The 22,874-nt window shown below is 61.6% G+C and carries 22 protein-coding genes; 21 read left to right on the forward strand and 1 reads right to left on the reverse strand.

Annotation, left to right across the window (positions count from 1 at the left end; translation table 11 throughout):
* Window positions 1-230: 230 nt before the first annotated feature.
* The 19 genes from DC522_RS05875 (at window position 231) to DC522_RS05970 (ending at window position 21,486) form a co-directional block, all read left to right on the forward strand.
* Complete coding sequence (locus DC522_RS05875) at window positions 231-458, forward strand: hypothetical protein (RefSeq protein ID WP_116527759.1); 228 nt, start codon at window positions 231-233, stop codon at window positions 456-458.
* A gap of 58 nt (window positions 459-516) precedes the next feature.
* Complete coding sequence (locus DC522_RS05880; RefSeq protein WP_116527760.1) at window positions 517-1,014, forward strand: DUF2829 domain-containing protein; 498 nt, start codon at window positions 517-519, stop codon at window positions 1,012-1,014.
* Window positions 1,011-1,244, forward strand: a complete 234-nt coding sequence (locus tag DC522_RS05885) for a hypothetical protein (RefSeq protein ID WP_116527761.1) — start codon at window positions 1,011-1,013, stop codon at window positions 1,242-1,244. The genes DC522_RS05880 and DC522_RS05885 overlap by 4 nt, the downstream gene beginning before the upstream one ends.
* Window positions 1,245-1,527: 283 nt before the next feature.
* On the forward strand, window positions 1,528-3,132 hold the full coding sequence (locus tag DC522_RS05895) for a hypothetical protein (protein WP_245443995.1): 1,605 nt from the start codon (window positions 1,528-1,530) through the stop codon (window positions 3,130-3,132).
* Window positions 3,132-3,557 (forward strand): hypothetical protein, encoded by a 426-nt coding sequence (locus DC522_RS05900; RefSeq protein ID WP_116527763.1) that lies wholly within the window; start codon window positions 3,132-3,134, stop codon window positions 3,555-3,557. Before DC522_RS05895 ends, DC522_RS05900 begins: the two co-directional genes overlap by 1 nt.
* A complete protein-coding gene (locus DC522_RS05905; RefSeq protein WP_116527764.1) occupies window positions 3,550-3,768 on the forward strand; it encodes a hypothetical protein in 219 nt (72 codons plus the stop codon). Before DC522_RS05900 ends, DC522_RS05905 begins: the two co-directional genes overlap by 8 nt.
* Before the next feature lie 4 nt (window positions 3,769-3,772).
* A complete protein-coding gene (locus DC522_RS05910; protein ID WP_116527765.1) occupies window positions 3,773-5,320 on the forward strand; it encodes a portal protein in 1,548 nt (515 codons plus the stop codon).
* Window positions 5,321-5,527: 207 nt separating this feature from the next.
* On the forward strand, window positions 5,528-6,316 hold the full coding sequence (locus DC522_RS05915) for a hypothetical protein (RefSeq protein WP_116527766.1): 789 nt from the start codon (window positions 5,528-5,530) through the stop codon (window positions 6,314-6,316).
* Between the two features lie 24 nt (window positions 6,317-6,340).
* Window positions 6,341-7,270, forward strand: a complete 930-nt coding sequence (locus DC522_RS05920; protein WP_116527767.1) for a major capsid protein — start codon at window positions 6,341-6,343, stop codon at window positions 7,268-7,270.
* Window positions 7,271-7,332: 62 nt separating this feature from the next.
* Window positions 7,333-7,764, forward strand: coding sequence for a hypothetical protein (locus tag DC522_RS05925; protein ID WP_116527768.1), 432 nt, complete (start codon window positions 7,333-7,335; stop codon window positions 7,762-7,764).
* A 39-nt stretch (window positions 7,765-7,803) separates the two neighbouring features.
* On the forward strand, window positions 7,804-8,100 hold the full coding sequence (locus tag DC522_RS05930) for a hypothetical protein (protein ID WP_116527769.1): 297 nt from the start codon (window positions 7,804-7,806) through the stop codon (window positions 8,098-8,100).
* Between the two features lie 45 nt (window positions 8,101-8,145).
* Window positions 8,146-8,814, forward strand: a complete 669-nt coding sequence (locus tag DC522_RS05935) for a hypothetical protein (RefSeq protein ID WP_133239239.1) — start codon at window positions 8,146-8,148, stop codon at window positions 8,812-8,814.
* Window positions 8,815-8,817: 3 nt separating this feature from the next.
* Window positions 8,818-11,040: a hypothetical protein gene (locus DC522_RS05940; protein ID WP_116527771.1), complete on the forward strand. Its 2,223-nt coding sequence runs from the start codon at window positions 8,818-8,820 to the stop codon at window positions 11,038-11,040.
* Between the two features lie 85 nt (window positions 11,041-11,125).
* The gene (locus DC522_RS05945) at window positions 11,126-11,593 is read left to right on the forward strand and encodes a hypothetical protein (RefSeq protein WP_116527772.1); all 468 of its coding nucleotides are present in this window, start codon (window positions 11,126-11,128) and stop codon (window positions 11,591-11,593) included.
* An 89-nt stretch (window positions 11,594-11,682) separates the two neighbouring features.
* Window positions 11,683-14,802 (forward strand): transglycosylase SLT domain-containing protein, encoded by a 3,120-nt coding sequence (locus DC522_RS05950; RefSeq protein ID WP_165820062.1) that lies wholly within the window; start codon window positions 11,683-11,685, stop codon window positions 14,800-14,802.
* On the forward strand, window positions 14,799-19,184 hold the full coding sequence (locus DC522_RS05955; protein WP_116527774.1) for a hypothetical protein: 4,386 nt from the start codon (window positions 14,799-14,801) through the stop codon (window positions 19,182-19,184). Before DC522_RS05950 ends, DC522_RS05955 begins: the two co-directional genes overlap by 4 nt.
* A 45-nt stretch (window positions 19,185-19,229) precedes the next feature.
* Window positions 19,230-19,958, forward strand: a complete 729-nt coding sequence (locus DC522_RS05960) for a hypothetical protein (protein WP_133239240.1) — start codon at window positions 19,230-19,232, stop codon at window positions 19,956-19,958.
* Complete coding sequence (locus DC522_RS05965; protein WP_116527776.1) at window positions 19,958-20,902, forward strand: hypothetical protein; 945 nt, start codon at window positions 19,958-19,960, stop codon at window positions 20,900-20,902. The genes DC522_RS05960 and DC522_RS05965 overlap by 1 nt, the downstream gene beginning before the upstream one ends.
* A complete protein-coding gene (locus tag DC522_RS05970) occupies window positions 20,902-21,486 on the forward strand; it encodes an SGNH/GDSL hydrolase family protein (RefSeq protein ID WP_116527777.1) in 585 nt (194 codons plus the stop codon). Before DC522_RS05965 ends, DC522_RS05970 begins: the two co-directional genes overlap by 1 nt.
* 4 nt (window positions 21,487-21,490) lie before the next feature.
* Here the strand turns inward: DC522_RS05970 and DC522_RS05975 are convergent, their stop codons facing one another.
* Window positions 21,491-21,679 (reverse strand): hypothetical protein, encoded by a 189-nt coding sequence (locus tag DC522_RS05975; protein ID WP_116527778.1) that lies wholly within the window; start codon window positions 21,677-21,679, stop codon window positions 21,491-21,493.
* Between the two features lie 108 nt (window positions 21,680-21,787).
* Here DC522_RS05975 and DC522_RS05980 point away from each other — a divergent pair, with 108 nt between their 5' ends.
* Window positions 21,788-22,459, forward strand: a complete 672-nt coding sequence (locus DC522_RS05980) for a lysozyme (protein ID WP_116527779.1) — start codon at window positions 21,788-21,790, stop codon at window positions 22,457-22,459.
* Window positions 22,456-22,713 (forward strand): hypothetical protein, encoded by a 258-nt coding sequence (locus DC522_RS05985; RefSeq protein WP_116527780.1) that lies wholly within the window; start codon window positions 22,456-22,458, stop codon window positions 22,711-22,713. The genes DC522_RS05980 and DC522_RS05985 overlap by 4 nt, the downstream gene beginning before the upstream one ends.
* Window positions 22,714-22,874: the final 161 nt, after the last annotated feature.

Genomic DNA, 22,874 nt, shown 5'->3' on the forward strand with positions numbered 1-22,874 from the left:
GCAGACATCGGTGCTGTCGAGGGCATGCCATCCGCTCAGCCAGCAGCCCCGGTGTGTTCGTTCGTTGCTGCTGGCCATGGTGCCTGCGTTTCGCGAGGCCCGGCGACTGGAGGGGGTGGGGGAAAATCCAGCGCGCAGACAGCAGCTCCTAACCCCCACACGCAATTTCCGCCCAAAACATCCGGGGTCTGGTCGGGAAATTTTTTGCACCCGGAATATTCGAGGATGAGATGAACGTTCGTGCGAAGTTTAAGTGCCAGCAGATCGTCAGGACCCACGGCAACCCAGAAGGTTCTGCCGAGGTCCGCCTGACCGCCGCCACGAGCGGCGAGGCAAACAAGGAATGGTCGAAATGGACCCCTAGCGGTTCGATCACGATGCTGATCACTAACCCGTCGGCAATCGAAGCATTCGAACTCGGCAAGGAATACTACGTCGATTTCACCCCTGCTGAGTGACACGGGGGAGGCTTCGGCCTCCTCAGATTTTTTGGCTTCAAAACATTCGAGGGTTGAGATGACACGACACTACTATGGCACCAAGCGCATCATCGCCGTGCCGATGACTCGCGCCGAGTACAACGCCTATCGCGGCTGGACAGTGCCAGCTGACGAGAACCCGAATGATGAGGGGTGTCTCGTTGAATACACGGACGGCGATCGTTCGAACCATCCCAACCATGCTGGCTATATCTCGTGGTCGCCCAAGGATGTCTTCGAGGCGTCCTATCAGCCGTTTACGGCGCTGTCGTTTGGCCATGCGATCGAGGCCTTGAAGGTCGGTCATCGCGTCGCCCGAGCCGGCTGGAATGGCAAGGGCATGTTTCTGCGCCTAGTGCTCTCCATCCACGATATCCCGCGTGGCGGCACAACCCACCCGGTCTACCGGCTCACCACCGAAGACGAAGCGACTGCATTGCCGTGGATCGGCATGAAGACGGCCGACAACAAGTTCGTGCCTTGGCTCGCGTCGCAGACCGACATGCTGGCGAATGATTGGGTGGTTCTCGAATGAGAACCGTCCCCCTCGAACACGGCGAGATCTGCCGGCCCTTCCGCTGGAAGCAGTTCATCGTGCTCCATCCGGCGAAGCAGCCGGCGATCCTGTGCCTGCATTCGCGGGTGAAGGCGCGGCTCAAGGAGTGGCGGCATCCGAGTGCGCCGCTGGTTGAGCAAGCGAAACTTGCGCGCGTCGAAGATCCAGATGCGGATTTCGTCGCCGCTGTGGTGAGGACGATTTCATGAGTGCCGAGATCCTCAACCTGTTCGGCAGTGAGCGGACTGAACCGGAAGGGCCTCACCTTTCCGGTCAAGCCGTTTGCATGGCTTGTAAACATGAGTGGGTTGCGGGTGCCCCAGTCGGCACGGTGCATCTCGAGTGCCCCGCGTGCAAACGGACGTGGGGACAGTTCAAGAACCCGGTCGAGCCCTCGGTCGCGTGGTCCTGCCAATGTGGCGAGCAGCTGTTCTGGATCACTCCGAACGGTTGCCAGTGCAGAGCCTGCGGGTCGATTCAGGAGGGCATGTTTTGACCGATCTCCTCGAAATGACGGCGGCTCCGCCGCAAATCCATAGGGACGCCGAGGGCCGTCCGATCTACGTTCCTGACGGGAAGGTACTCCGCGGCTTCATGAAGTCGAATGCCCGAGTGCGGATCATCCGCGGCCCGATCCGTTCGGGCACGTCGTCGATGAGTTGCTTGGAGATCTATCGCCGGGCGTGCGAGCAGAAGCCGGGACCTGATGGCTATCGGCGGACGCGCTGGGCGATTGTCCGCAACACCTATCCGGATCTGCAGCAGTCGACCGTCAAGACGTGGCTTGCTTGGTTCCCGGAGAAGGACTTTGGCCGGTTCATCTGGTCGAAGCCCATGGTGCACACGCTGCGCAAGGGCGATGTGATTGCCGAGGTCGTGTTCCTGGCGCTCGATAAGCCGGAGGACGTGAACAAGCTGCGTTCGACTGAATGGACCGGCATCTGGTTCAATGAGCTCGAGTACATACCGAAAGAGCTATTCGACGAGGCGGAATCGCGTGCCGGCTACTATCCGGCGATTAAGGACGGTGGCGCGACATGGTCTGGCGTGCTCGGAGACATGAACGCGCCGTCGGAAGACAACTGGCTTGTCATGATGACGGGTGAGGTGCCGCTACCGGAAGACATGCCGGATGAGGAACGGCAGCAGTACCAGTGGCCGGAGGACTGGGATTATTTTGTCCAGCCGCCAGGACTAATCGAGATCTTTGGCCCCGACGGCAAGACAGTCGTCGATTACAAGCTGAATCCGGAAGCCGAGAACCTGACCTGGATCCCCAAGATCAACGGGCGGCCGCTTTACCTCGAAACGATCAAAGGCAAGTCGAAGCGCTGGATCGACAGCCGCATCATGAACCGGATCACGGCGCCCGTTGAGGGAACGCCGGTCTGGCCGATGTTCGTTGAAGAGACGCACGTCGCCAAGGTGCCGCTGAAGTACAATCCCGGGCATCCTCTCTATGTGGGCCTCGATTTCGGGCGAACGCCTGCGGCGATTATCGGTCAGATCATCAACGACCGCTGGGTGATCGTTGGTGAGGTCATCGGCAACGACATGGGCGCGACCACGTTCGCTCCGATCCTGCGGCGGTGGCTGTTCCAGAATTGCCCTGGCCTGGTCGACGGCGATTCCATTGGGGCGCTTGAAGAGGCGGTGCGCACCGGCCGGCTCCGGCTCTACGGCGATCCAAAGGGCCAAGACAAGACACAAGCCGACGAGCAGACCGCCTATGACGTGTTCCGGGATCACGGTATGCGCGTCTCCCCGGCACCGATTCCCTCGAACTCCATTCAGACCCGTATTGAGGCGGTCGAGTTCGTGCTCAATGGCATGCGGGATGGCATGCCCCGGTTCTTGCTCTCGCCCAATTGTCGGACGCTGAAGATGGGCATGGCGGGCGGATACCACTTCAAGAAGGGCGATACGGTGAAAGCCGAACCGGCAAAGAACCGGTACTCGCATCCATGCGATGCCCTGCAATACCTGGTCCTCGGCGCGGGCGAGGGCAGGGTGATGACAGGCCGCGAACGTCCCAGCAACACGCACGCGGCTCCTGTCCAGACGAGGCAGTCCCGCCGTTCCCTCCGGAGGATCTGATGGCTGACGGCGATACGTCCCGCGTAGCGATCGAGCCTACGATGTGGTTCCTGGTGTTTCAGGACAGCTCCCGGACGCCTTGGGTAAACCTGCTGTCCTGGGGGCGGTTCAAGCATGTGACCGCCTATGGCTGGGTGCCGGATCAGAGGATGTGGGTCTTCTATGACGTGAGCCTCGGCAATACCCGGATTGCGATCCTTCCGGCGGGGACAGAGGCTGCACAGCAGGAGATCGAACGGTTGCGGGAACACGGCGTCACGCTGGCGATGAAGCCGCGGGGCAAGGTCTCGCGGTGGTTGCGTCTAGGGTTCTGGTGCGTGCCAGCCATGGCGCATCTCGTTGGAGTGCCTGGATGTGCGGTGCGCCCAGACCGTCTTTTCCGGCAATGTCTCCGCTATGGAGCGGAGATCGTAGACGATGGGTAACGTATTCAAGCCGAGTAAGGCGCCGCTGCGTATGGCTGAACAACAGGCCGCGGAACAGCGAAGAGAGCTCGCTCGGCAGCGCGGCATTGCTGAAAACCAGCAAGCCGCGAGTCTGCAGGACACCCTTGAGAACGAGACGAACCGGCTTGCCCGGGTATTCGGCACTCGTGCTCTCCTGGCCGGCACCGGCACACGCGCGACGGTGAGGTAAGCTGATGGCGGCGGATGCGCTTGAGAAGGAAGCCCTCGACCGGCTGAAAGACTGCCGAGCGCAGAAGGTCATGTTCGAGCGTGACATCCGCGAGGCGTACTTCTTCACGGCGCCGCAACGGTGCCGGGACATCTCTTCGCAGTCGGCGCCAACCCAGACCAAGCCTGAGGATGCAGCAGAACTGCAAACCTCGCTTGGGATGGAGGTTGCGCAAGATTTCGCGACCGAGATGGTGAACACGTTCATCCCTCAGGCGATCGAGTGGGCACAGCAGAAGCCGGGCGTCGATCTGAGCGAGGACGATTGGGCGGAGGTGTCAGAGGACATCGAGACCCAATCGACGACGATTCACGAGGCTATCAAGGCCTCAAACTTTTATGCTGCCGCGGCGCTGACGTTCTTCCCGGATCTGCCGGTCGGGACGTGCGCTATGTGGATCGATGACCTGCGTCCGGCGGAGCCCATCGTTTGCCAGCCGATTCCACTTCGCGAGCTGGAGATCAACGTCGGTCCCTATGGCGAGATCGATGATCGGTTCGTGGTGCGCCATACCCGGCATCGTCATTTGAAGGCGCTACTGCCAGGGGTCACGCTCCCGAAAGAGGTTGCCGACAAGGTGAAGATGAAGCCCAATGAGCGCTGCAAGGTGCAGTGGGGCTTTTGGCGCAAGTGGGATCGGACTGACGATGTTGTCTGGCAGGGCGTGATCCTGGTCGGAAACAAGAAGGTCTGGGATAGCGAATTCGTCGGGGAGGGATCCTGCCCGCTGATCGTCGGACGCTTCGACCCGGACACGATGTATGCCTTCGGCACTGGCCCAACCATCAAGAGCTTGCCGGAACTGCGGCGCCTCGATGAGACCGAGGCGCTCAAGATCGAGAACGCCGACTTCCAGATCCATCCGCCGTTCTCCTATCCAGATGATGGGATTACCAACTTCAGCGGCGGCATTGAGCCAGGCATGGGATACCCCTCTCGTCCTGGCAGCGGTCGTGACTTCGTGAAGCTTTCGTTTGAGGGTAACGTCGACTTTACCGAGTTCGAGACGGCGAAGATCGAGGAGCGTATCCGCCGACTTCACTTCGTGGATTTCCCGGAGCAGCTCGGTAAGACGCCCCCGACGGCGGAGCAGTGGCTTGACGAACTGCAGCGGACGAAGAAGCGCATCGGCACGCCCGGCGCTATCTTCTGGCGGGAGTTCCCAGCCCAAGTGTTCCTGCGCTTCAAGTTCCTGCTGGAGAAGCGCGGCAAGATCGAGCCGGTCAAGGTCAACGGCAAGGTGCTCTCGCTTGTGCCTTATGACCCGACCGAAGTCGCCCAAGACCAGCAGGACGCCATGATTGCCAGCCGCCTCCTCGAGATGGCGCGCAATTACTTCCCCGAGATCAGTCAGGCCGCGATCGACCCTCTGGAAACCCTGACGAACCTGAAGAAGAAGCTCCGCGACAAGGTGGTGAAGATCCGGACGCCTGAGGAAATGAAGCAGGCTGTCGAGACGATCGCACCGATGATGGGCGGCGGCGGAGCGCCTCCGGGAGTGCCGACAGCATGAACATCGACCCGCAAGAACTGAAGGACGCCTGGGCCCGGATTCTAACCGGGCGCCAGAGTTCGAATGACCATAAGCTCGCCATTCTGTGGCTTCGCCAGGTGCAAATGGAGGTCCTGCCGATGGATGCCCCGACCTGTGCGGTGCACGACAGCAACGGGCGTAGGAGGCTTGCTCGCGAATTAATCAACTTCGCGGTGAGCGAGACGGATGCCTCCGGAACAGACCAACGAAACCCAGACCCAGACGACCTCGACGCAGCAGTCGAACGAGGGCGGCGCTCAGCCGCAAACGCAGCAGGGCGCGTCCACAGAGGCGCAAAACGGCGGGTCGACTAAGACCGAACGCCCCGATTGGCTCTCTGAGCAGTTCTGGGATCCAGAGGCTGGCCAGATCAAGGGCTCTGATCTCAAGGCGCATCTGGACGAGCTCGCGGCCTTCAAGGCTGGCGAGGATTCGCGCCGCGCCGCTGCTCCCGAAAAGCCGGATGGCTATCAGCTCCAGCTTCCCGCTGATCTCGAACTGCCGGAGGGCATGTCTTTCGAGTTCGATGAGAATGACCCGATGGTTGGCCTCGGGCGTCAGATCGCGCATGCGGTGGGGCTCGATCAGGCGGGTTTCGAGAACCTGATGCTCAAGCCGTTCATCGAGGCGCGGGTTGCCGCCGTGAACGCTGAGAATGCTCGCATCACGGAACTGACCGAGGCCAATGACAAGGCACTCGGTCCGAAGGCTGCAGATCGTCGAGCTGCGGTCGAGAACTTCATCGCTGCGAAGCTCGGCGTCGAATACGCCGACGTCTTCAAGCACATTTTGCCCGTCGCGAAGGCCGTTGAGGGCTTCGAGCGCCTTATGCGTCTCAGCTCCTCCGGCGGTATGCCGGGCTTCACACAGACAGGTCGTTCGGGAGGCAGCACCCTGAGCGAAGACGAGTACCAGGCGATGAGCCCCGCTCAGCGTCTGGCCCATGCGCGACGGGCCGCCAACGGTAGCCGTTAAGCACCCTTGTAGAGAGGTTGAGAGATGAAGACGCTAGTTGAATATGCCAAGGGGCTTGAGACGACTGATCCGGCCCGCCCGCTGATCGAAATGTTCGCCACGTCCTCGGACATCATGGCAGCCATTCCGTTCGATGGCCTGAATGGTCCTGTCTATCAGGGCTTCCGTCAGGCCAGCCTTCCGACCGTGGGCTTCCGCGGGATTAACGAGGGCGCTACGAGCGGAACCGGCAAGGTGACCCCGTTCCAGGAAGCCTCGTACATCATCGACCATGATCTCGACGTGGATCGCGCGATCGTGGACCGTTATGGCGAAGAGCGTCGTGCCCGTGAAGAGACCATGGCGATGGCCTCTGCCGGCCGCCTCTGGGTTGATACTTTCCTGAAAGGTGACAACACCACGAACCCGCGCGTGTTCGATGGCCTTCAGCGACGCGCCCGCCTGTTCAACCGCACGATGGTGAACAACGCGGCTTCGGGTGGTGGTCCGCTTTCTCTCTTGAAGCTCGATCAGGCAATCAACAACACCAATCAGCCGACCCACATCCTGGCTGACTACTCGATGCAGCCGCTGTTTATCCAGGCAGCGCGCAACACTTCGATCTCTGGTTTCGTGATCCAGTCCTGGGACGAGGTCGGCAAGGCGAAGATGTCATATGCCGGTCTTCCGATCCTCTGGGGCTACCAGAAGGACGATCACGGTTCGCTCCTGCCGTTCACGGAAGTGGGCGCAGGTGGTGGTGCGGCTCAGTGCTCCTCGCTCTACATCGTCTCGTTCCGCGACGGTGGCCTGAAAGGTATCGAGCTGAAGCCAATGTCGTTCAAGGACATGGGGCTGCTGCAGGACGGCATCACCTATCGCAATCACATGAACTGGGATGTGGGTCTTGTGGACGAGCACAAGTACTGCCTGACCCGCCTCAGCTCCATCACGAACGCGGCCTTCGTGGGCTAACGGGCACTGAGCGGGGGCTTCGGCTCCCGCCCTCTTTGGATGTAGGACTATAGGAGAGCAAAATGGGTGCTCGCGGTTATAATTTCGACAAGCTGCTCCAGCTCAAGGACGCTGGCGCTGTCGCTGCTTCTGCCGCCGCTCAGGTCGGCGGCTCGAACCAGATCCTCGATATGGGCGCGGCTCGCTTTGACGCGGTGGCCCGGATCAACGTGTCGGCCATTACGGTCGGCGCGGACAACGCCTACGACATCATCGTCCAGGGCTCAAACTCCGCAACGTTCGCGTCTGGGATCGAGAACCTGGCGAGCCTGAACCTCGGTAACACGGCGGTTCGCGACGGTGGCGCTCAGACTTCGACGACCGGCATCTATGAATTGCCGGTGACGAACGAGCAGGCCGACACCGTGTACCGGTATGTCCGGATCTACACGAAGGTCGCCGGAACCACGCCTTCGATCAACTTCGACGCGTTCCTGACGACTCCGATCGGATAAGGCCGGTCGGTTCTCGTATCAGGCAAATAGAGGCAGACCATGGATAAGGTGAAGGTTTACGAGCGGTTCAAGGATGACAAGGGCAATGTCGTCGAGGCCGTGCACGAGATGTGGGCGGTGGACGCTCGCGAGGCTGTCCAGAACGGCGGTGGCCGGTTTTCGACTTCTCCATTTTCGGACGAGAAGGCAACCGCTGACAATTCGCTCAGCGACGAGCTGAAGGTCGTTCATCGCGGTCGTGGTTCCTACTCCGTCATGCGTGGCGAGACTGAACTCCACGAAGGGCTGACCAAGGAAGAGGCCGAAAAGAAGCTCGAAGAGCTCAAGGCCGCTTAAATCCCGCAAGGGATGGCTGTGGGGGCGTAGGGAAGGCCGGGTCATGTGCCCGGCCTTTTCATGTGCGGTGCATGGGAAGCAGACTGGCCGCACCGTGTCGGCATGGACAGGCTCACGATCATCAATGACGCGCTGCTCGAAACGGGCAACAACCCGTTGAACTTCGAGTATGACGGCTCGCCCGAATGGCAGGCCGCCGACTCCGCATACAGGCGCTCGGTCCAGTATCTAATCAGCAAGCACCGCTGGAACTTCGCCACGACGACTGTAGACCTCGCCGGGCTCCTGCCGAAGTCGCCCTCGGCGCTGGAGCATTACAATAAGGCATACGCCCTCCCAGCGGACTGCCTGCACGTCGCGGGCGTCTATCTCAACGGCTATCCGCTCACCCAATACGAGATTGTCGATCACCGGGTCTGCTGCGCATATGACGCTGGGGTGTCGGTGAAATACGTCCGCACCCCTTCGCCGGATCAGTGGCCGCCGATGTTCATCGAGCTGCTGACAATGAAGGTTGAGGCCCATCTCCTGCGTGGTCTCAACGAGGACACGGCGAATGCAGAGCGCCGGGACGCCAGAGTCGATGCGGAACTAGCGGAGTTCCGTTCTCAGTCTGACCAGGAGGAGGGGCGGCGGGTCATTCTACGTTCTCGTACGGCTGCGAGGCGGCGCGGGCTGGCGAGCCGTGCACCGCGCTTCCCCTATGGGAGCTAACCCATGGATCGCGAGGTAAAGGCTCAACGCGACTTCTCCGCTGGGCAACTCGATCCGACAGCCCTTCGTCGCGACGATACCGACATCATGCAGGCTGGTCTTCGGACGGCCCGCAATGTCCGCCTGTTGAATACAGGGGCCATTGCTCGCCGCCCTGGCCGGAGGCTGTTATTCGCGACGACCGGCATCACCGAGCGCATCCGGCCAGCCGCCAACGAATATTGGTATATGACGTTCGAGCCGGGCCGGGTGATCTTCCGGAGCGTCGGACTGGCGGAGTCCGCTACGTTCAGTGACATGCCGTGGGCAGCCTCTTGGCTGAAGGATTTGCGTTTCGACGTAAGCGGCGGAAATGTGATCGTCACACATCAGAAGATGCGGCCGCGGGTGTTCTCTTACGACCCCGTCGCGCGGGTGTGGTCGTCCGCGCAGTTCACATTCGCCGTGGACGCAACGGGTGCCCGCCGCGAGCCCTTTCATCAGTACTTTTCCGGCAGCGGGATCACGATGAAACCTAGCGCCAGGACGGGCACGATCACGTTGACGTTTTCCAAGCCGGTCCTTTCAAGCGGGCATGTCGGCGTCCGCTTTCGGTATGCTGAACGTCAGGTGCAGATTACAGCGGTAAACTCGTCGACCGTCGCGACCGCCACGGTGATCGAGCAATTGCCACCGACTATCAACATCGAGGTAGACAATGTGCGGGGGCTCCAGGTCGGGGATGTCATTGAGGGGCTCATTAGCGGCGCAAAGGGTCAGGTGGCAGTCATCGACGGGCTTACCGTTCAGGTCCTCGTATCCAAGAACTGGAACGGGTTCGACCTGACCAATGGTACCCCGACCGGAACAGGCGAAATGATTGTAGGCCCCCGGTCGAAAATGAAGGTTACGGCTCAGGCAGAAGTCAACCCTACGCTAACGACCCAATGGGAAGAAGCGCTGATGTCCGATTTCAGGGGGTGGCCTGGAATCGTGCGTTCCGACTCGCAAAGGCTGATCTTCGCGAACTTCCCTCAATATAGCCCCGGCATCTGCTGGTCGGCGGTCGGCACGCTCAACGACTTTAAGGTTGGGGCCGAAGCTGACGAAGCGATCTTCGAGTACGTTCCGGAAAACTGCACTGTCCTGGATATCGTCGGTGGGGCGGACGAGTTCGTGTTCACTGACACGGGCGTGTTTCTCATTCCGATCTCGGCGGCGAATCCGCTGCGCCCCGGATCGATAACCTTCAAGAAAATCACCGAGGATGCGGCAGCGCCGGTACGTCCGCAGAGCTCCAGCCAGGGCATCGTTTATGTCAATGCGGGGCGGACGCGAGTTATGGCGATCGTCCCGGTCCGCAGTACAACAGTCGAGTCGCAATCCTATACCGTGGACGATCTGACAGAATTTCACGGGCCGCTCATCAAGAGCCCTGTCGCCCTTGCAGTCACGTCGTCCGATGTCGCCGCCCCGGAGCGATATCTCTATGTTGTCAATGCCGATGGCAGCATGGCGGTCGCCCGCTATGACAGCCGGCAGAAATGGGTCGGCTGGGTGCCGTGGGATGGGCTCGGTGCCGTCCAATGGGTGAGTGCTGCTGGCCCGGAGGTCATCGTCAATGCGTCCTACCAGACAGGAGCCGGAGTTCTCCGCTATACAGAGTCGTTCGACGAGGACCTGCTCCTTGACGCGACACTCGCGTTGGCAAGTCCGACAGGGCAGGCGCCGCTCGAGTTGGAAAACTTCACGCAGCTGACGACGGAAACGGGCGAGGCGCTATTCGTCGATACCACCTATGCCTACAATTGGGCTCCGGGAACCACGCTCAGTGTCGTGCGTGAAGGCTGGTACCGCGGGGATTACGAAATCCAATCCGATGGCTCGCTGTCTGGCATTATCCCTGTCGAGAACGCGGTTGGGCTATTGGGGGGCTTCAACTTCACAGTTGAGGTCGAACCCTTTGTTCCGCAATCTCAGGAAGGGCAGTCCCGCAAGCAGCGGCTTCGCCGCCGCCGTCTGACACAGGTTGCCGCCGTCGTGCAGCGCTCGCAGGCCATCGAGGTTGCCGGCCGCCTGGTGGGGTTTTGGAATGCCGGGGAAAACGAAGAGGAAGCACCGCCTCTGCGCGACGAGACATACCGGGCCCGCGTGCTGGGCCGGGAGTGGGATCCTCGCTGGTCCGTGAAGCAAACGCTCCCTGGCTCTCTGACCATTCTTGAACTGACTTCAGAAGTGACCGTCTGAGGTTTCGGGGCGGCCTCGTGTGCGGTGCATCCGTCCGGTGCCCCCGCCATTCTCGGATTATGAACATTGTATTTCCGAGGGGCTGATGGGCGATCCAGTATCAGCGGGCCTGATGACGGCTGCGAGCGCCGGGCTGAAAGTCGCCGGGGGCATCGGCGCCGGGCAGTCGGCCAAGATGGAAGGCAAGATCAAGGCCATCCGCTACAAGACGGCGGCTGAAGCCGGGCGAGTGCGCGCTATCCAAACCGATGCGGCCTACCGAGATGAGCTCAGCACGACTCTGGCGAACATCGACGCGATCACGGCGGGACAGAACCGAGGTGTGGATAGCGCCACGTCACGGGCTCTCGCGTCAAAGGCGGAACAGATCAATTCGCGCGCCCGGCAAGTGGCGACCTCGAATGAGATCATCAAGGCCATCAGCTCCGACACTGATGCTGCGATGGCGCTCTATGCGGGCAAGCAGGCGATGAATGCCAGCATGTTGGGCGTCATCCCTGACGCGCTCAGTGCTGCGCAGGGGCTGTATAAGGCGGGGCAAGGGTTGGGCTAATGGTTGATATTCTACAGGCATCTGGAGCCCTCAAGCCTCAGCCCGGCCTCGCCGCAGTTCCAGAGAACCGCGTGTCTGCGTCGGAGGTCATGGCGCCTTATACGATGACGGCGCGGGCTCTCGGCTATCTCGGCAACCGCCTGGAAGAGGCGACGCTCCCGATGCAAGAGGCAGCTGGCGCGCAGGCCGTCACGATGGATGCCGATGGCAATGTGAAAGTGAACCGCCGTTGGCTTGAGTTCTCCCAAGGTGATCGCGCCTACAACCATGCGGCGAGTGTGGCCGGGCTTGCCATGGCGCGAACGAAGGTCAGCACGGATCTTACCCAACTTCGCATCCAGTTCGACGGTCGACCGGACGAGTTTCAAAAGGCCGCCGATGCCTATGTGCGGGATATCGGGAAGGGCGGTGATCGGTTTCTTCGGCCCCTGATCCAGCGGGAAGCCGGGAATGTGGCCGGCCAACTTGCCCGCGGGCTGATGGTCGACAAGGAGCGGGTGGACTTCCAGCGCTTCAACAATGACCTGAATGCACGTGAACAGCAGCTCTCTGATCAGCTGGAGAGCCTGGCGGAGCAGAGCGGCGTCAACACGCCGGAGTTCCTGGAGAAGCAACAGGAGCTTGTTGATCTGCGTGCGCAACGGGCAGGCAATCCGAAGTTCGCCTATTCGCCTGAGCAGGCAGCGATCGACAATGGGCGCACTGGGGAGCATCTGAAGGCGCTCGCAATCGTCGGGCAGTACCGACGCCAATACCTTGAGACTGGCGATCTCGCCGGGACGCTGAAGGCAGCGGAGGAGCGGCTTAATGCCGAAGACCTGAAGCTCCCGCCTGATCAGCGGGCGAAGTATCTCGGTGCCATCACAGCGCGCACTCAGGCTGCGGCGGCTGTCCGGCAGGAGACGATCCGGCAGACGACAGATCAAGCGGATCTGCTGATCACCGCCCTGAACTCCGAGGATAGGGTCGATCCCCGCACGGTCGACGACACCATAACGACCCTGCGGCAGTACCGCCAATACTCGAAGGTCGCTCAGCTTGAGACAGCGCGCGTCGTCAATGAGATCGCGCCTATCCTGCGGAGTGGGACGCCTGTCGAGAAGGCCGCTGCAATGGCACGGCTGCGGGGGCAGGCGGCTACTGGCACGACAGATCGCGAGGCCTATTATCGCGCCATTGGGGCGGCGGAAAGCAGTGGCGATCCGAACGCGAGAAACCCAAACTCGTCTGCGACCGGCCTTTTCCAGTTCACTAAGGGGACGTGGGATCAACTTCGGGAGGATCATCCAGAACTCGGGCTCACTGCTGACGGGCGCACGGACCCTGAGCAGCAGCGCCGCGCGATCCGGATATTCACTGATGAGAACGAGGCTAGGCTCCGCTCGATCGGGGCTGAGCCGACCGCTCAGAACCTCTATACCGCGCATTTCCTTGGCGGCGCTGGCGCTGTCCGGTTCATCGGCGGACTCCGCACGAACCCGAATGCACCAGCCGCGAACTATGTCGATCCTGATGCTGTCGACGCAAACCGGACGATCTTCTTCACAGATGGTGGCAGGGGGCGCGCTCGAACGGCCCAAGAAGTCTACAGTCTCCTTGGAAACAAGGTTGGAGATGCAAGCGGCTCCGTAGGGCAAGGCCCCGTGTACGCCGCTGCCGTGAAGCAGCTCCAGACCAAGTTCAATGCTGAGGTCGAAGCCGCCTGGACGAAGGTCAAGACGGCCTGGGACAATGGTGATCAGCCGACACAGGATGAGATCCAGAACGTCGTTGCCCTTGCGCCCCTGCTCTCCGATCCGAAAATGCGGAAGGAGATCGCGGAGCGGTTTGAACGTGAGGAACTGCTTGAGCGGGTCGACGGGCAATCCGTTGTTGCGATCCGCACCGCAGTCGACGAGTTGGACCGGGCTGCTGAGGCGGGGGATCTTCCTCCAGCCGGCCGGGCTCTGCGTGACGGGCTCGCAAAGCGTGAAGAGATCCTGACGAAGAAGTTGCAGGACGATCCGCTCTCCCTGGCAGGCTCTGGGCCACTCTCGGGCGAGCTGGGAACGGGTGTGCGGGAATCCATCGGCCCGCTCCGCTTCGATAGTGTCGATACCTTGCGGGCCCAATTGCAGCAGCGCGCCATTGTCGCGCGAACCGTGTCGAACTACCACGGGCAGCCTCTCGGCTCAGTGTTGCGCCCTGATGACGTGCCGCAAGTCCGGCAGATCCTGCAGAGCGGCGACGGTGGCACGGTTTCGGCCTTCTTTAGCGCCATCGGCGGGCTGGATAACGATGTCCTGTTCGCGACACTGGCAGACAACAAGTTGGCCCAGACCGTTGAAGGCCTGACCAAGACGACAGATTACGGGAAGTACACGGCGGCTATGTCGGGCATGGATCAACTGCTCCGCCGCAACCCTGATCTGTTCGTGCAGACGTTCGGCGCGGATGCGGTCGCGAAGGTCCAGGGCTGGCAGGCCCGCCTTGCGTGGGAGACGCCGGACGAAGGGGCCAAGCGCCTGGGCAAGCTGGCGGATGGGCGCACCAGCAAGATCGTTGAGGAGATGCGCTCCGAGGCTCGTGAATGGGCCAAGAAGAAGGGCGACGATGCGGCGATTAACGATCTCGGCATTGATGCCAGCGCCCGTGCCGCCTTCCTCGCGGATTATCGCCAGATGATCGAGGACGCCAACATTGAGGCCGCTGACCCGGAGGCGGCTCACAAGGCAGCCCTGACCACACTGAAGACTGTCTGGAAAGAGTCTCCCACAAATGGCGGGCGCGTGATGAAGCATGCTCCTGAGCAGTACTATCCAGCCGTCGACGGCTCGCATGAGTGGATGCGGCAGCAAGTCGAAGAAACCCTAATCACGCGGCTGGGGCTTCAACCGAGCCGCACGGGGGGCAAGGGTGGTTCGGTCGAAATGCGGCCGACTACCCCGGCCTATACCCTTGTCTCGACGCCAGAAACGCAAGCCGACATAGCTGCCAAGCGTCCGCCCCGGTATCAGGTCGTCTTCACCAACCCGGCGACAGGCAGGCTTGAGGCCTTCGATGCTCGCTTCAATATCGACAAGGCGATGGCACCAGTCCGCGAGCGGCAGGCCGAGGCGATGAAGCAGGATCGCCGCAACCTCAGGCGTGAGCAGATAAACCAACAGGTTCAGGACGCGACCACGCCCGGTTTTGAACCAATCGATCCCGTGACGAGGCTGCCCCAATGATGGATATTCTTGAGCCGGCCGCTGGTCCTGGCGCTCGCTTGCCGCTTGGGATTGACGCGCCGCAAGCGCGCGATCCGGGCATCGGTGATACTCTCGGCGCGGCGTTCCGGCAGTCTTCGACCGTAGGTTCCGCAATTGCCGCTTTGCATGAGCCATTCCAGCCGGAGGAGGGCTACAATCCCTTAGCCGACATTAAGGATACCCGATACGAGTTCGATTACGGGGAGCGCTTCGCCGCCTCGCGATCCCGTGCGGAAACGGAGTGGCTAAAGTCGAAAATCGACCAGGAGATCCAGGACGCGAACACGGTCGCGGCTTCTGGGGTTGCCGGGATCGTGGCTTCAATAGGCATGGGGCTTGTCGACCCGACAATCGTCTTGCCCGGAGGCGCAATCTACCGGGGCGCCAGAGGCGGCTATGCCATCGGTCGGACGGCACTTTCGGCCGCAGCGGCTGGCGCGGTCCAGGGTCTCGCATCTGAGGCTATCCTACAGGGCACACAGGAAACCCGCACCACGGGCGATCTGCTTGCCTCGGTGGCAACGTCAACGGTCTTGTCCGGGCTGCTTGGTGCCGGAGCGGCGGCATTGCTGTCTCGTGCTGAGCGTCGTGCGCTGGAAGTGGCATTGGATCGCGACCGAGTATCTCTCGGGGACGCTCCTGAGCCGGGGCTCGCCGCTTCCGTTGGCGCGGCGGCTTCGGATACCCGCATCGCTCGCCCGCAATCCTACCTACTCGACAAGGTGCCGGGCCTCGGTGACATGGTGGAGCGCGTCTCGCCCGTCCTGCGCACCATGCAGAGCGACTTATCGAGCGCTCGCCGTGCTGTTGTAGATCTGGCAGAGACGGCGCTCGCCACCGTGGACAACAAGCTCGGAATCCCGACGACGCGCGGCCCATCTGCTGAACGCGAGATTCGTCTCGCCCAGCGTCAGACAGCCGTTCAACTCGATGACCTTATGGATGATGCCTGGAAGCGGTACCGGTTCGGGTCGGTCGATGCAGCTCCAACAGGGGCGCGGCTTCGTGATGCATTCGGGGAAGTCGCCGGACGCACGGGTGAAAAGCTGTCCTTCAGCCAGTTTGACGATGAGGTCGGCAAGGCTATGCGCCGCGGTGATCAGCATGAGATCCCGGAAGTTGCGGAGGTCGCAAAGTGGGTTCGCGCCAACGTGTTCGAACCTTGGAAGGAGAGGGCGATCAAGCTCGGCATGCTGCCTGAAGGCGTCGATGTAAAGACGGCGGAGTCGTATTTCACGCGCTCCTACAACCGGGACAAGATCACGTCGCGGATGAGCGATTTCGTGAAGCGCTCGGCGGACTGGCTGGAGCAGGAGCAGACTCGCAAGTTCGAACTCCAGGGACGGATTGAGGCTCTCGATGAAGAGCGCCGGTCTATTCAGGCAGAAGCCAAGAAACTGGAGGCGAAGCTCGAACGCGCACAGGAGCGCATCCAGAACCTTGATGCCACTGTGAAAGAGCGCGGCATGGAGGTCAACCGGACGGCTGACCGTGTCGATACGCTCGAGGAGAGGCTTGGCAACCAGGAGCAGGAGTTGTCGGAACTGGCCGAAGCCGTCTCGGCGTTCCGCTCCCAGATCCAGGATCCCGAACTCAGGGCGCAAATTGAGGGGCTACAGCGGGAGGTTTCGGCTCTCCAACGCGAGGAGCGGCAATCCCGCATGTCGCCGGCTGCTCTTGACCGGGCTGAGGAGGCGGAGCTCAAGCAGCGCTTCCTTGCGACGGACGAAGATAAGACCCTGGCAGACATGGTCATCGGGCGCCGGAAGGCTCCGAAGGAACCGAACTTCGCGGCCTACATCGTGAAGGAGGGCGGCGTCCTCGATACTGGCGGCGATCTGCGCGCGGCCATCGGCGGGAACAACGCATTTCCTGGGCTGCTCAATCGTCAGGGGCTCTCTCTCGACGAGTGGGGCGAGAAGCTCTGGAACCGGTTCCCCGGCTGGTTCACCGAACGCCCTTCGCCGGATGAGGTGTTGCGCTTCATTGAGGATGCGCTTCGGGGCAACCAGCCTCATTGGTTCGTCGAGTCTAAGCTCGCCCCTGATGACCTTCGCCTGATCGAGATGCAGAGCGTTGCCGATGACACCAAGGCGGAGATGGTCCGGCTCGGCTATCCGGCAGAGGATCGTCTCGATGTCGCGCGCTTCCTGGCTGATCATACCGAGTCTGTCCCGGCTGGGCCGGAGCGGTTCGATCAACCCGGCATGCCGCCTTTGCCCGCGTCGGTTCTTCTGGAAGGCGCGGAGGGTGCGCTCGCCCGTGAAAAGGACGTCGTCGCTCAGACCCGCGACGCCATCACGGCGGCTCGGGGTCGGACGGCGCAAGTTGAGAATGCTGCTGGTCGGAACCGGACCCGCCTGAGTGAGGCCGGGTCGGCTGCTGATCGCAATGTCAAACGGGCGGCGACCCTGGAAGAGCGGCGTGCGATTGCCGAGAAGAAGCAATCGCTCCTGAATGATGCCCTCGCCATCGCCCGGGACAATGAGGCGGCTGTCTTCGCCAGGATCGAGAAGGAGCTTGAAGGGTGGGGCGGCAACTCCGCAAAGGAGGCGCTGTCCGCCATCAAGTCACGCAACAGGGCCATGGAAGGGCGAGACCCGAACCTGCCGCGCCTGACGAGTGCCGACGGCGACGTACTCAATGCGGTTCGCCGTATCCATGGCTCCGATCGGCAGATGAGCCGGATGGAGTTGGAGGCGAGGGCTCGCGAGATTGCCGACCGTATCGTCTCCTCGCCGGATGGCCGGCTGCCTTATGGCGATGCGTCCACGGGTGGGGGCGGTGTGCCGGCGGGCCGCGACGCACCGCGGGGCGCTCTGGCTCAGCGCGAGTTCATGATCCCGGATGAGATAATCGAGGACTTCCTCGACGACAGCGTGTCTCATGCAGCGCGTAAGTTCCTTCACACGACCGTGCCTGACATCGTCCTGTCTGAGCGCTTCGGTGACTTCAACCTCACTGAGGTCATTCGCAAGATCAACGACGAGGCACAGGCACTCGCTCAAGGGGCAGACGAGAAGCGCTCCGCAGAGATCTTTGCGAAGCGGGATGCCGCTATCCAAGACATTGCCGCCATGCGCGACCGCATCCGTGGGACCTTCGCTCTCGGCAGCGGAGGAGCTGCTGCGCGTAATGCAGGCCGCGTCGGTGCCGCCGTCCGAGCGTACAACATGATGACGGATCTTGGCGGCGCGGCCATCTCGTCCATCCCTGATATAGCAGGGTCGGTATTCCGCTGGGGGTTCACGACCGTTCTGGGAGATGCTTACCGCCCATTCGTTAAGGGCCTGCTTGGCGCATCGGACGGTTGGAAACAGGCCAAGTCGCAGTATAGGGCCATGGGCATTGCTACCGAGATGGCGCTCGCTACGCGTTCCCGCGCGATCAACGACATCTCGGCAGTCTACCGTCCGGAATCTCGGCTCGAACGTGTTTTACAGGCAGGAGCTGAAGCCTCTCAGGTGCTCAACCTCCAGGCGCCATGGACGGACTTCACCAAGACGGTTGCCGCGATCACGTCAGGAAACGAGATATTCCGAGCGACGAAGGCCCTCGCGGAGGGTAAGGCCTCGGCCAAGCAGATCGAGAACCTGGCGGCCTCGGGGATCGACGAACACATGGCACAGCGGATCTGGAAGTCCTTCGTCGACGGGGGCGAGATCGTTGATGGCGTGTACCTGCCGAATACTGCAGATTGGAAGGACCGTGCCGCGCGCTTGGCGTTCGAGGGCGCCGTCTCGCGTGAGGCTGATATCGTGGTCGTGACGCCGGGGCAGGAGAAGCCGCTCTGGCTGAGCAAGCCGATCATTGGTCTGATCGGACAGCACAAGAGCTTCATCTTCGCGGCAACCGAGCGCCTGATGCTGGCCAATCTTCAGCGTCGTGATGCGGCAACTCTGTCGGGGCTGATTACGGGGCTGTCAGCCGGCATGATGGCGGCGGCCCTGTACTCCGTCGTCTCGGGCAAGCCCCTGCCGGAGCGCCCTCAGGACTGGATCAAGGAGGGATTGTCTCGGTCTGGTATCCTCGGCTGGTTTGACGAGGCGAACGCGATTTCAGCCAAAGCCACTCGGGGCGGAGTGGATATCTATCGGCTGATCGGAGCTGATAGGCCGTTGTCCCGTTTCTCGTCCCAGACTGTGCTCTCCCAGCTCATGGGCCCGTCAGCCGGCAAGATCGAGACCATCACGAAGGCAACGGGGGCCGCCTTTGGAGAAGAAGACTGGAGCGGCCGGGACACGGCGAACGCGCGGCGGCTCATCCCCTTCCAGAACCTGTTTTACCTCAGGCGTCTCCTCAACCAGGTGGAAGATGCCGGGAACGAACTGTTTGGAGTCGAACCACTCTCTCGCCGCTGACTATGTGCGGTGCGGGGACGCCTGCTCTCCCGCACCTTAGCGCTCATGAGCACGCAGCCCAACATCCTCGATGCCGACCGGCTTACAACCTATACGCCCAACAATGCGGTGGGTCCGTTCGATGTCGGCTTCCCGATCTTCGATAGCACTGGGGCGGATCTTTCCGTCACATTGGACGGGATTGAGCAAACTGGGAACTGGTCCCTGACCACTGCGCCTTTCTCTGGTTACTGGGGCGCGCCGAACACCTATACCGGCACAATCACGTTCACGGCGCCCGTCACCGGGATGCTCGTCATTGAGGGGAACCGATCTCCACGGCGCATTTCGCAGTATGCGGAAGGGCGCGGTCTCCCGGCGCGCGATCAGAACACAGAATTGAACATCCTGACGGCCGGCGTGCGCGAGATCTGGCAGAGGCTCAAGCGGACTCTAACCGCACCCGCCTCGGATGCGCCGATCGATATGACCCTCCCGGGCAAGGCGGCGCGGGCGAACCGTGTTCTGGAATTCGATGCGCAAGGGCGTCCGATCACAACGCGCGGCTTTGCTGACGTTGAGGCCCTGACCAACGAGGCGAAAGGCGCCCGCGATGCTGCTCAAAGCTACGCGGGCGAGACGCTCGGATATCGAAATCAGGCTGAGGGGCACAAAAACGCGGCTCAGGCCGCTGAACTTTCTGCTGCTGCATACGCGACAGCAGTCGGAGCGCAGATCTTCGATTTCTCTCTCGATAGCGATCTTGCTTTGAATATCTACGACTGGAGTGCCTGATGGCCCGGATTCCGAGACGCTTTGCCCGAGTCGGCGCAGCCGCTGACCTCCCGACTTTGGCTGCCGCAAATGCCTACGTTGGTCCGGACGGAGAGCCGATTTGGGCCGGTGGGCAGTTGCGCATGCATGACGGCTCCACGCCGGGTGGCATCCGTCTTCTGTCAGCAGGGGACGTTGCAGGACTGGCGGGGCTCCGCGGAAGCATCTTCGGGCTGACGATGTCCAACAACACCGTGGACGGCGCCAACGATATCGACATAGCAGCGGGAGCCGCACGGGATAGCTCGAATGTGTATGATCTGACGCTCGCAACGGGCATCACCAAGCGCCTTGATGCAGCCTGGGCTGCCGGTAACAATGCGGGCGGTCTGGATACAGGCGCGAAGGCAGCGAACACGAGCTACCATGTTCATCTGATCCGGCGCACCTCGGACGGTCTTGTTGACGCCCTGTTCTCAACGTCCCCAACTACACCCACCATGCCGAGCGGGTGGGCGGCGCGGCGGCGTATTGGTGCCGTGCTGACGGACGCGAGTGGCAATATCAAGCAATTCCGCCAAGTTGGTGGGTGGTTTCACTACAAGGGGACACTGGTCGTCGACCATAGCGGTGTCTCGAATGGTCCGACCCCCACCCTGAGGACCCTGAGCGTTCCAGCCGGTATCAAGGTGCTGGCGGATCTCGGCGGAACGCACAACACAAGCTCGACCACTGGTGTCGTATTCGTCTGGATTACTGATCCCGATCTTGGTGCTCCGTCCACAGCGGACACCTATTCGGCGATCGCGAGCCGCAATAATGCTTCCATCAACGCGGCGACGTACAACACGCTCGTCTGGACCAACACGGCCCGTCAGGTTTACTCGATGGATAGCCAGGCCTCGGGCGCCCTTATTTACATCGCAGTCAAGGGATGGTTTGACCCTCGCGACGAGTACCTGTGATGACCAGGGATGTCTTTGATTTCGCCTGTATCGGGGACAGCCTGACGACAGGTTACGTCTCTCGAAACTGGACAGCAGAAGTTGCTGCGCTCCTGTCTCTGACCACGTTTCGGCCTGTGGTGTGCTACGACCTGGGGTTGCCAGGGATGATGTCTGATTGGGGGCTCGCGAATATCGGGTCGGTGATACAGCTCAAGCCTAAGGCGGTCACAATCGCCTTCGGCATGAACGACTCTGATCCGCCGCTCAACATGCCACTGGCTCAATACGCTGCCAATATGCGTGCGATGATTTTGGCCATCCGCGCCAATTCGCCCGGCACGGCAATCTTCCTGATGACCATGAATGAGATTGCCGTCGACAGTACCAATCCGGTCCTAGCCGGCAGGAAAGCGAATGTAGCGTACTATTACGATGCGCTCCGGACGGTGGCACGAGAGCAGGGCGTCGGACTGATCGACAATCACCCGCAATGGCGGGGCAAGACCCTGGCGGATCTATCAGACGGCATCCACCCAGATCTGCCGGCGCTCCGGCAGATCACCATTCCGAATGTGACGACTGCGCTGAAATCGCTACTGTAGTGCGCTACCACATCGCAGCGTCGCGGTCGTACTGTTCACGCTCTTCTTTCGTGAGCGGTGGAAGGTGCCGCTGGTGCCACCATAGCAAGAGCCCCCCTCCCACATAGAGGGTGATGAGGGCGATCAGCAGCAGGGGGGAGGTCGAGGCCATGGCCTGGATATAGCCGCTTTCTGCCCCTGAGCCAAGACTCATTCCCATCACGAGGACACCATGACCACCGAGACATTCGGGCGGCACTCCTGTGCGGTGCCGCCCCGGCTCCGCCCCCTGATACTCGCCCCAACAAGGAAGGGGCGGGGCATGGCTCGAAAGATCAATCAGGAAGGCCTGGAGAAGCTGAAGGGTTTTGAGGGGCTCCGGCTGAAGGCTTACCTCGATGGCGGCGGCGTTCCCACGATCGGCTACGGCCACATTCGCGGCGTCCGAATGGGCATGACCTGCACAAAGGAGCAGGCCGAAACTTGGCTCCTAGAGGATCTCGCCCAAGCAGAGTTGGCCGTCGAGCGGGGCGTGAAGGTGCCTTTGACTGACAACCAATTCGCGGCACTGGTCTCTTTCACCTTCAACGTTGGGACAGGCGACCCAGACAAACCGAAGGCTCCAAAGGGTTTCCTGACGTCGACACTACTGAAGAAGCTCAACAAGGGCGGCTACGATGCCGTGCCTGAGGAGCTGATGAAGTGGGTGAATGACAACGGGAGACGGGTTCCCGGGCTTGTGACACGGCGTGCCGCTGAGGCGGGACTGTGGGCTAAGGAATCCTTCGTCGCCTCGAACACGGTCCCTGCCACCCCGAAGGTGCCACCGGTCATCACCAAAGAGAATGTTACCTGGGCGACGGGTATCCTAACGACGCTCGCGAGTTCGTTCGCCTCTGGCCCAATGCAGTACGTCTTTGCCGGCGCAGTCGCAGTTGCTTTCGGGCTCGGCTTCTATTGGCTTATCCAGAGCCGCAAGGAGGCTGCTGCATGATCTGGCTGCTTAGCAACTGGCGCGTCCTGGCAGCGGCTGCGCTCGCGGGCTGGATTGGATTCGAGCTTGGCGGCTGGCGTGAGTACCGCCGTGGTTGGGACGAGGGCCGGGAAGCTCTGACCGCTGAAACCAAACTGGTCCTCGAGGAGAAGAACGATGAAGCAGCTCGGGCTGATGGGGCTATGCGCCTTTGCCTTACCGACCCTGCTTGCCGGCTGTCAGACGATGGCTGGCGCATCGACAAAGCAGATTGAGGCTTCGGTCTGCCGAGACTGGCGTCCGCAACGGTGGGCCTCGACGGATCACCCGATTACGGTTGACAACGCCAAAGGAAACAATGCTCGCCGCAAGGCGTGGTGTGGGTGACAGTGTAGCTCCTGACCTCGGAACAACCGGGCAGCGGGCGGCGTAAACA

The sequence above is a fragment of the Microvirga sp. KLBC 81 genome (assembly GCF_003075415.1).
Taxonomy (GTDB): Bacteria; Pseudomonadota; Alphaproteobacteria; order Rhizobiales; family Beijerinckiaceae; genus Microvirga.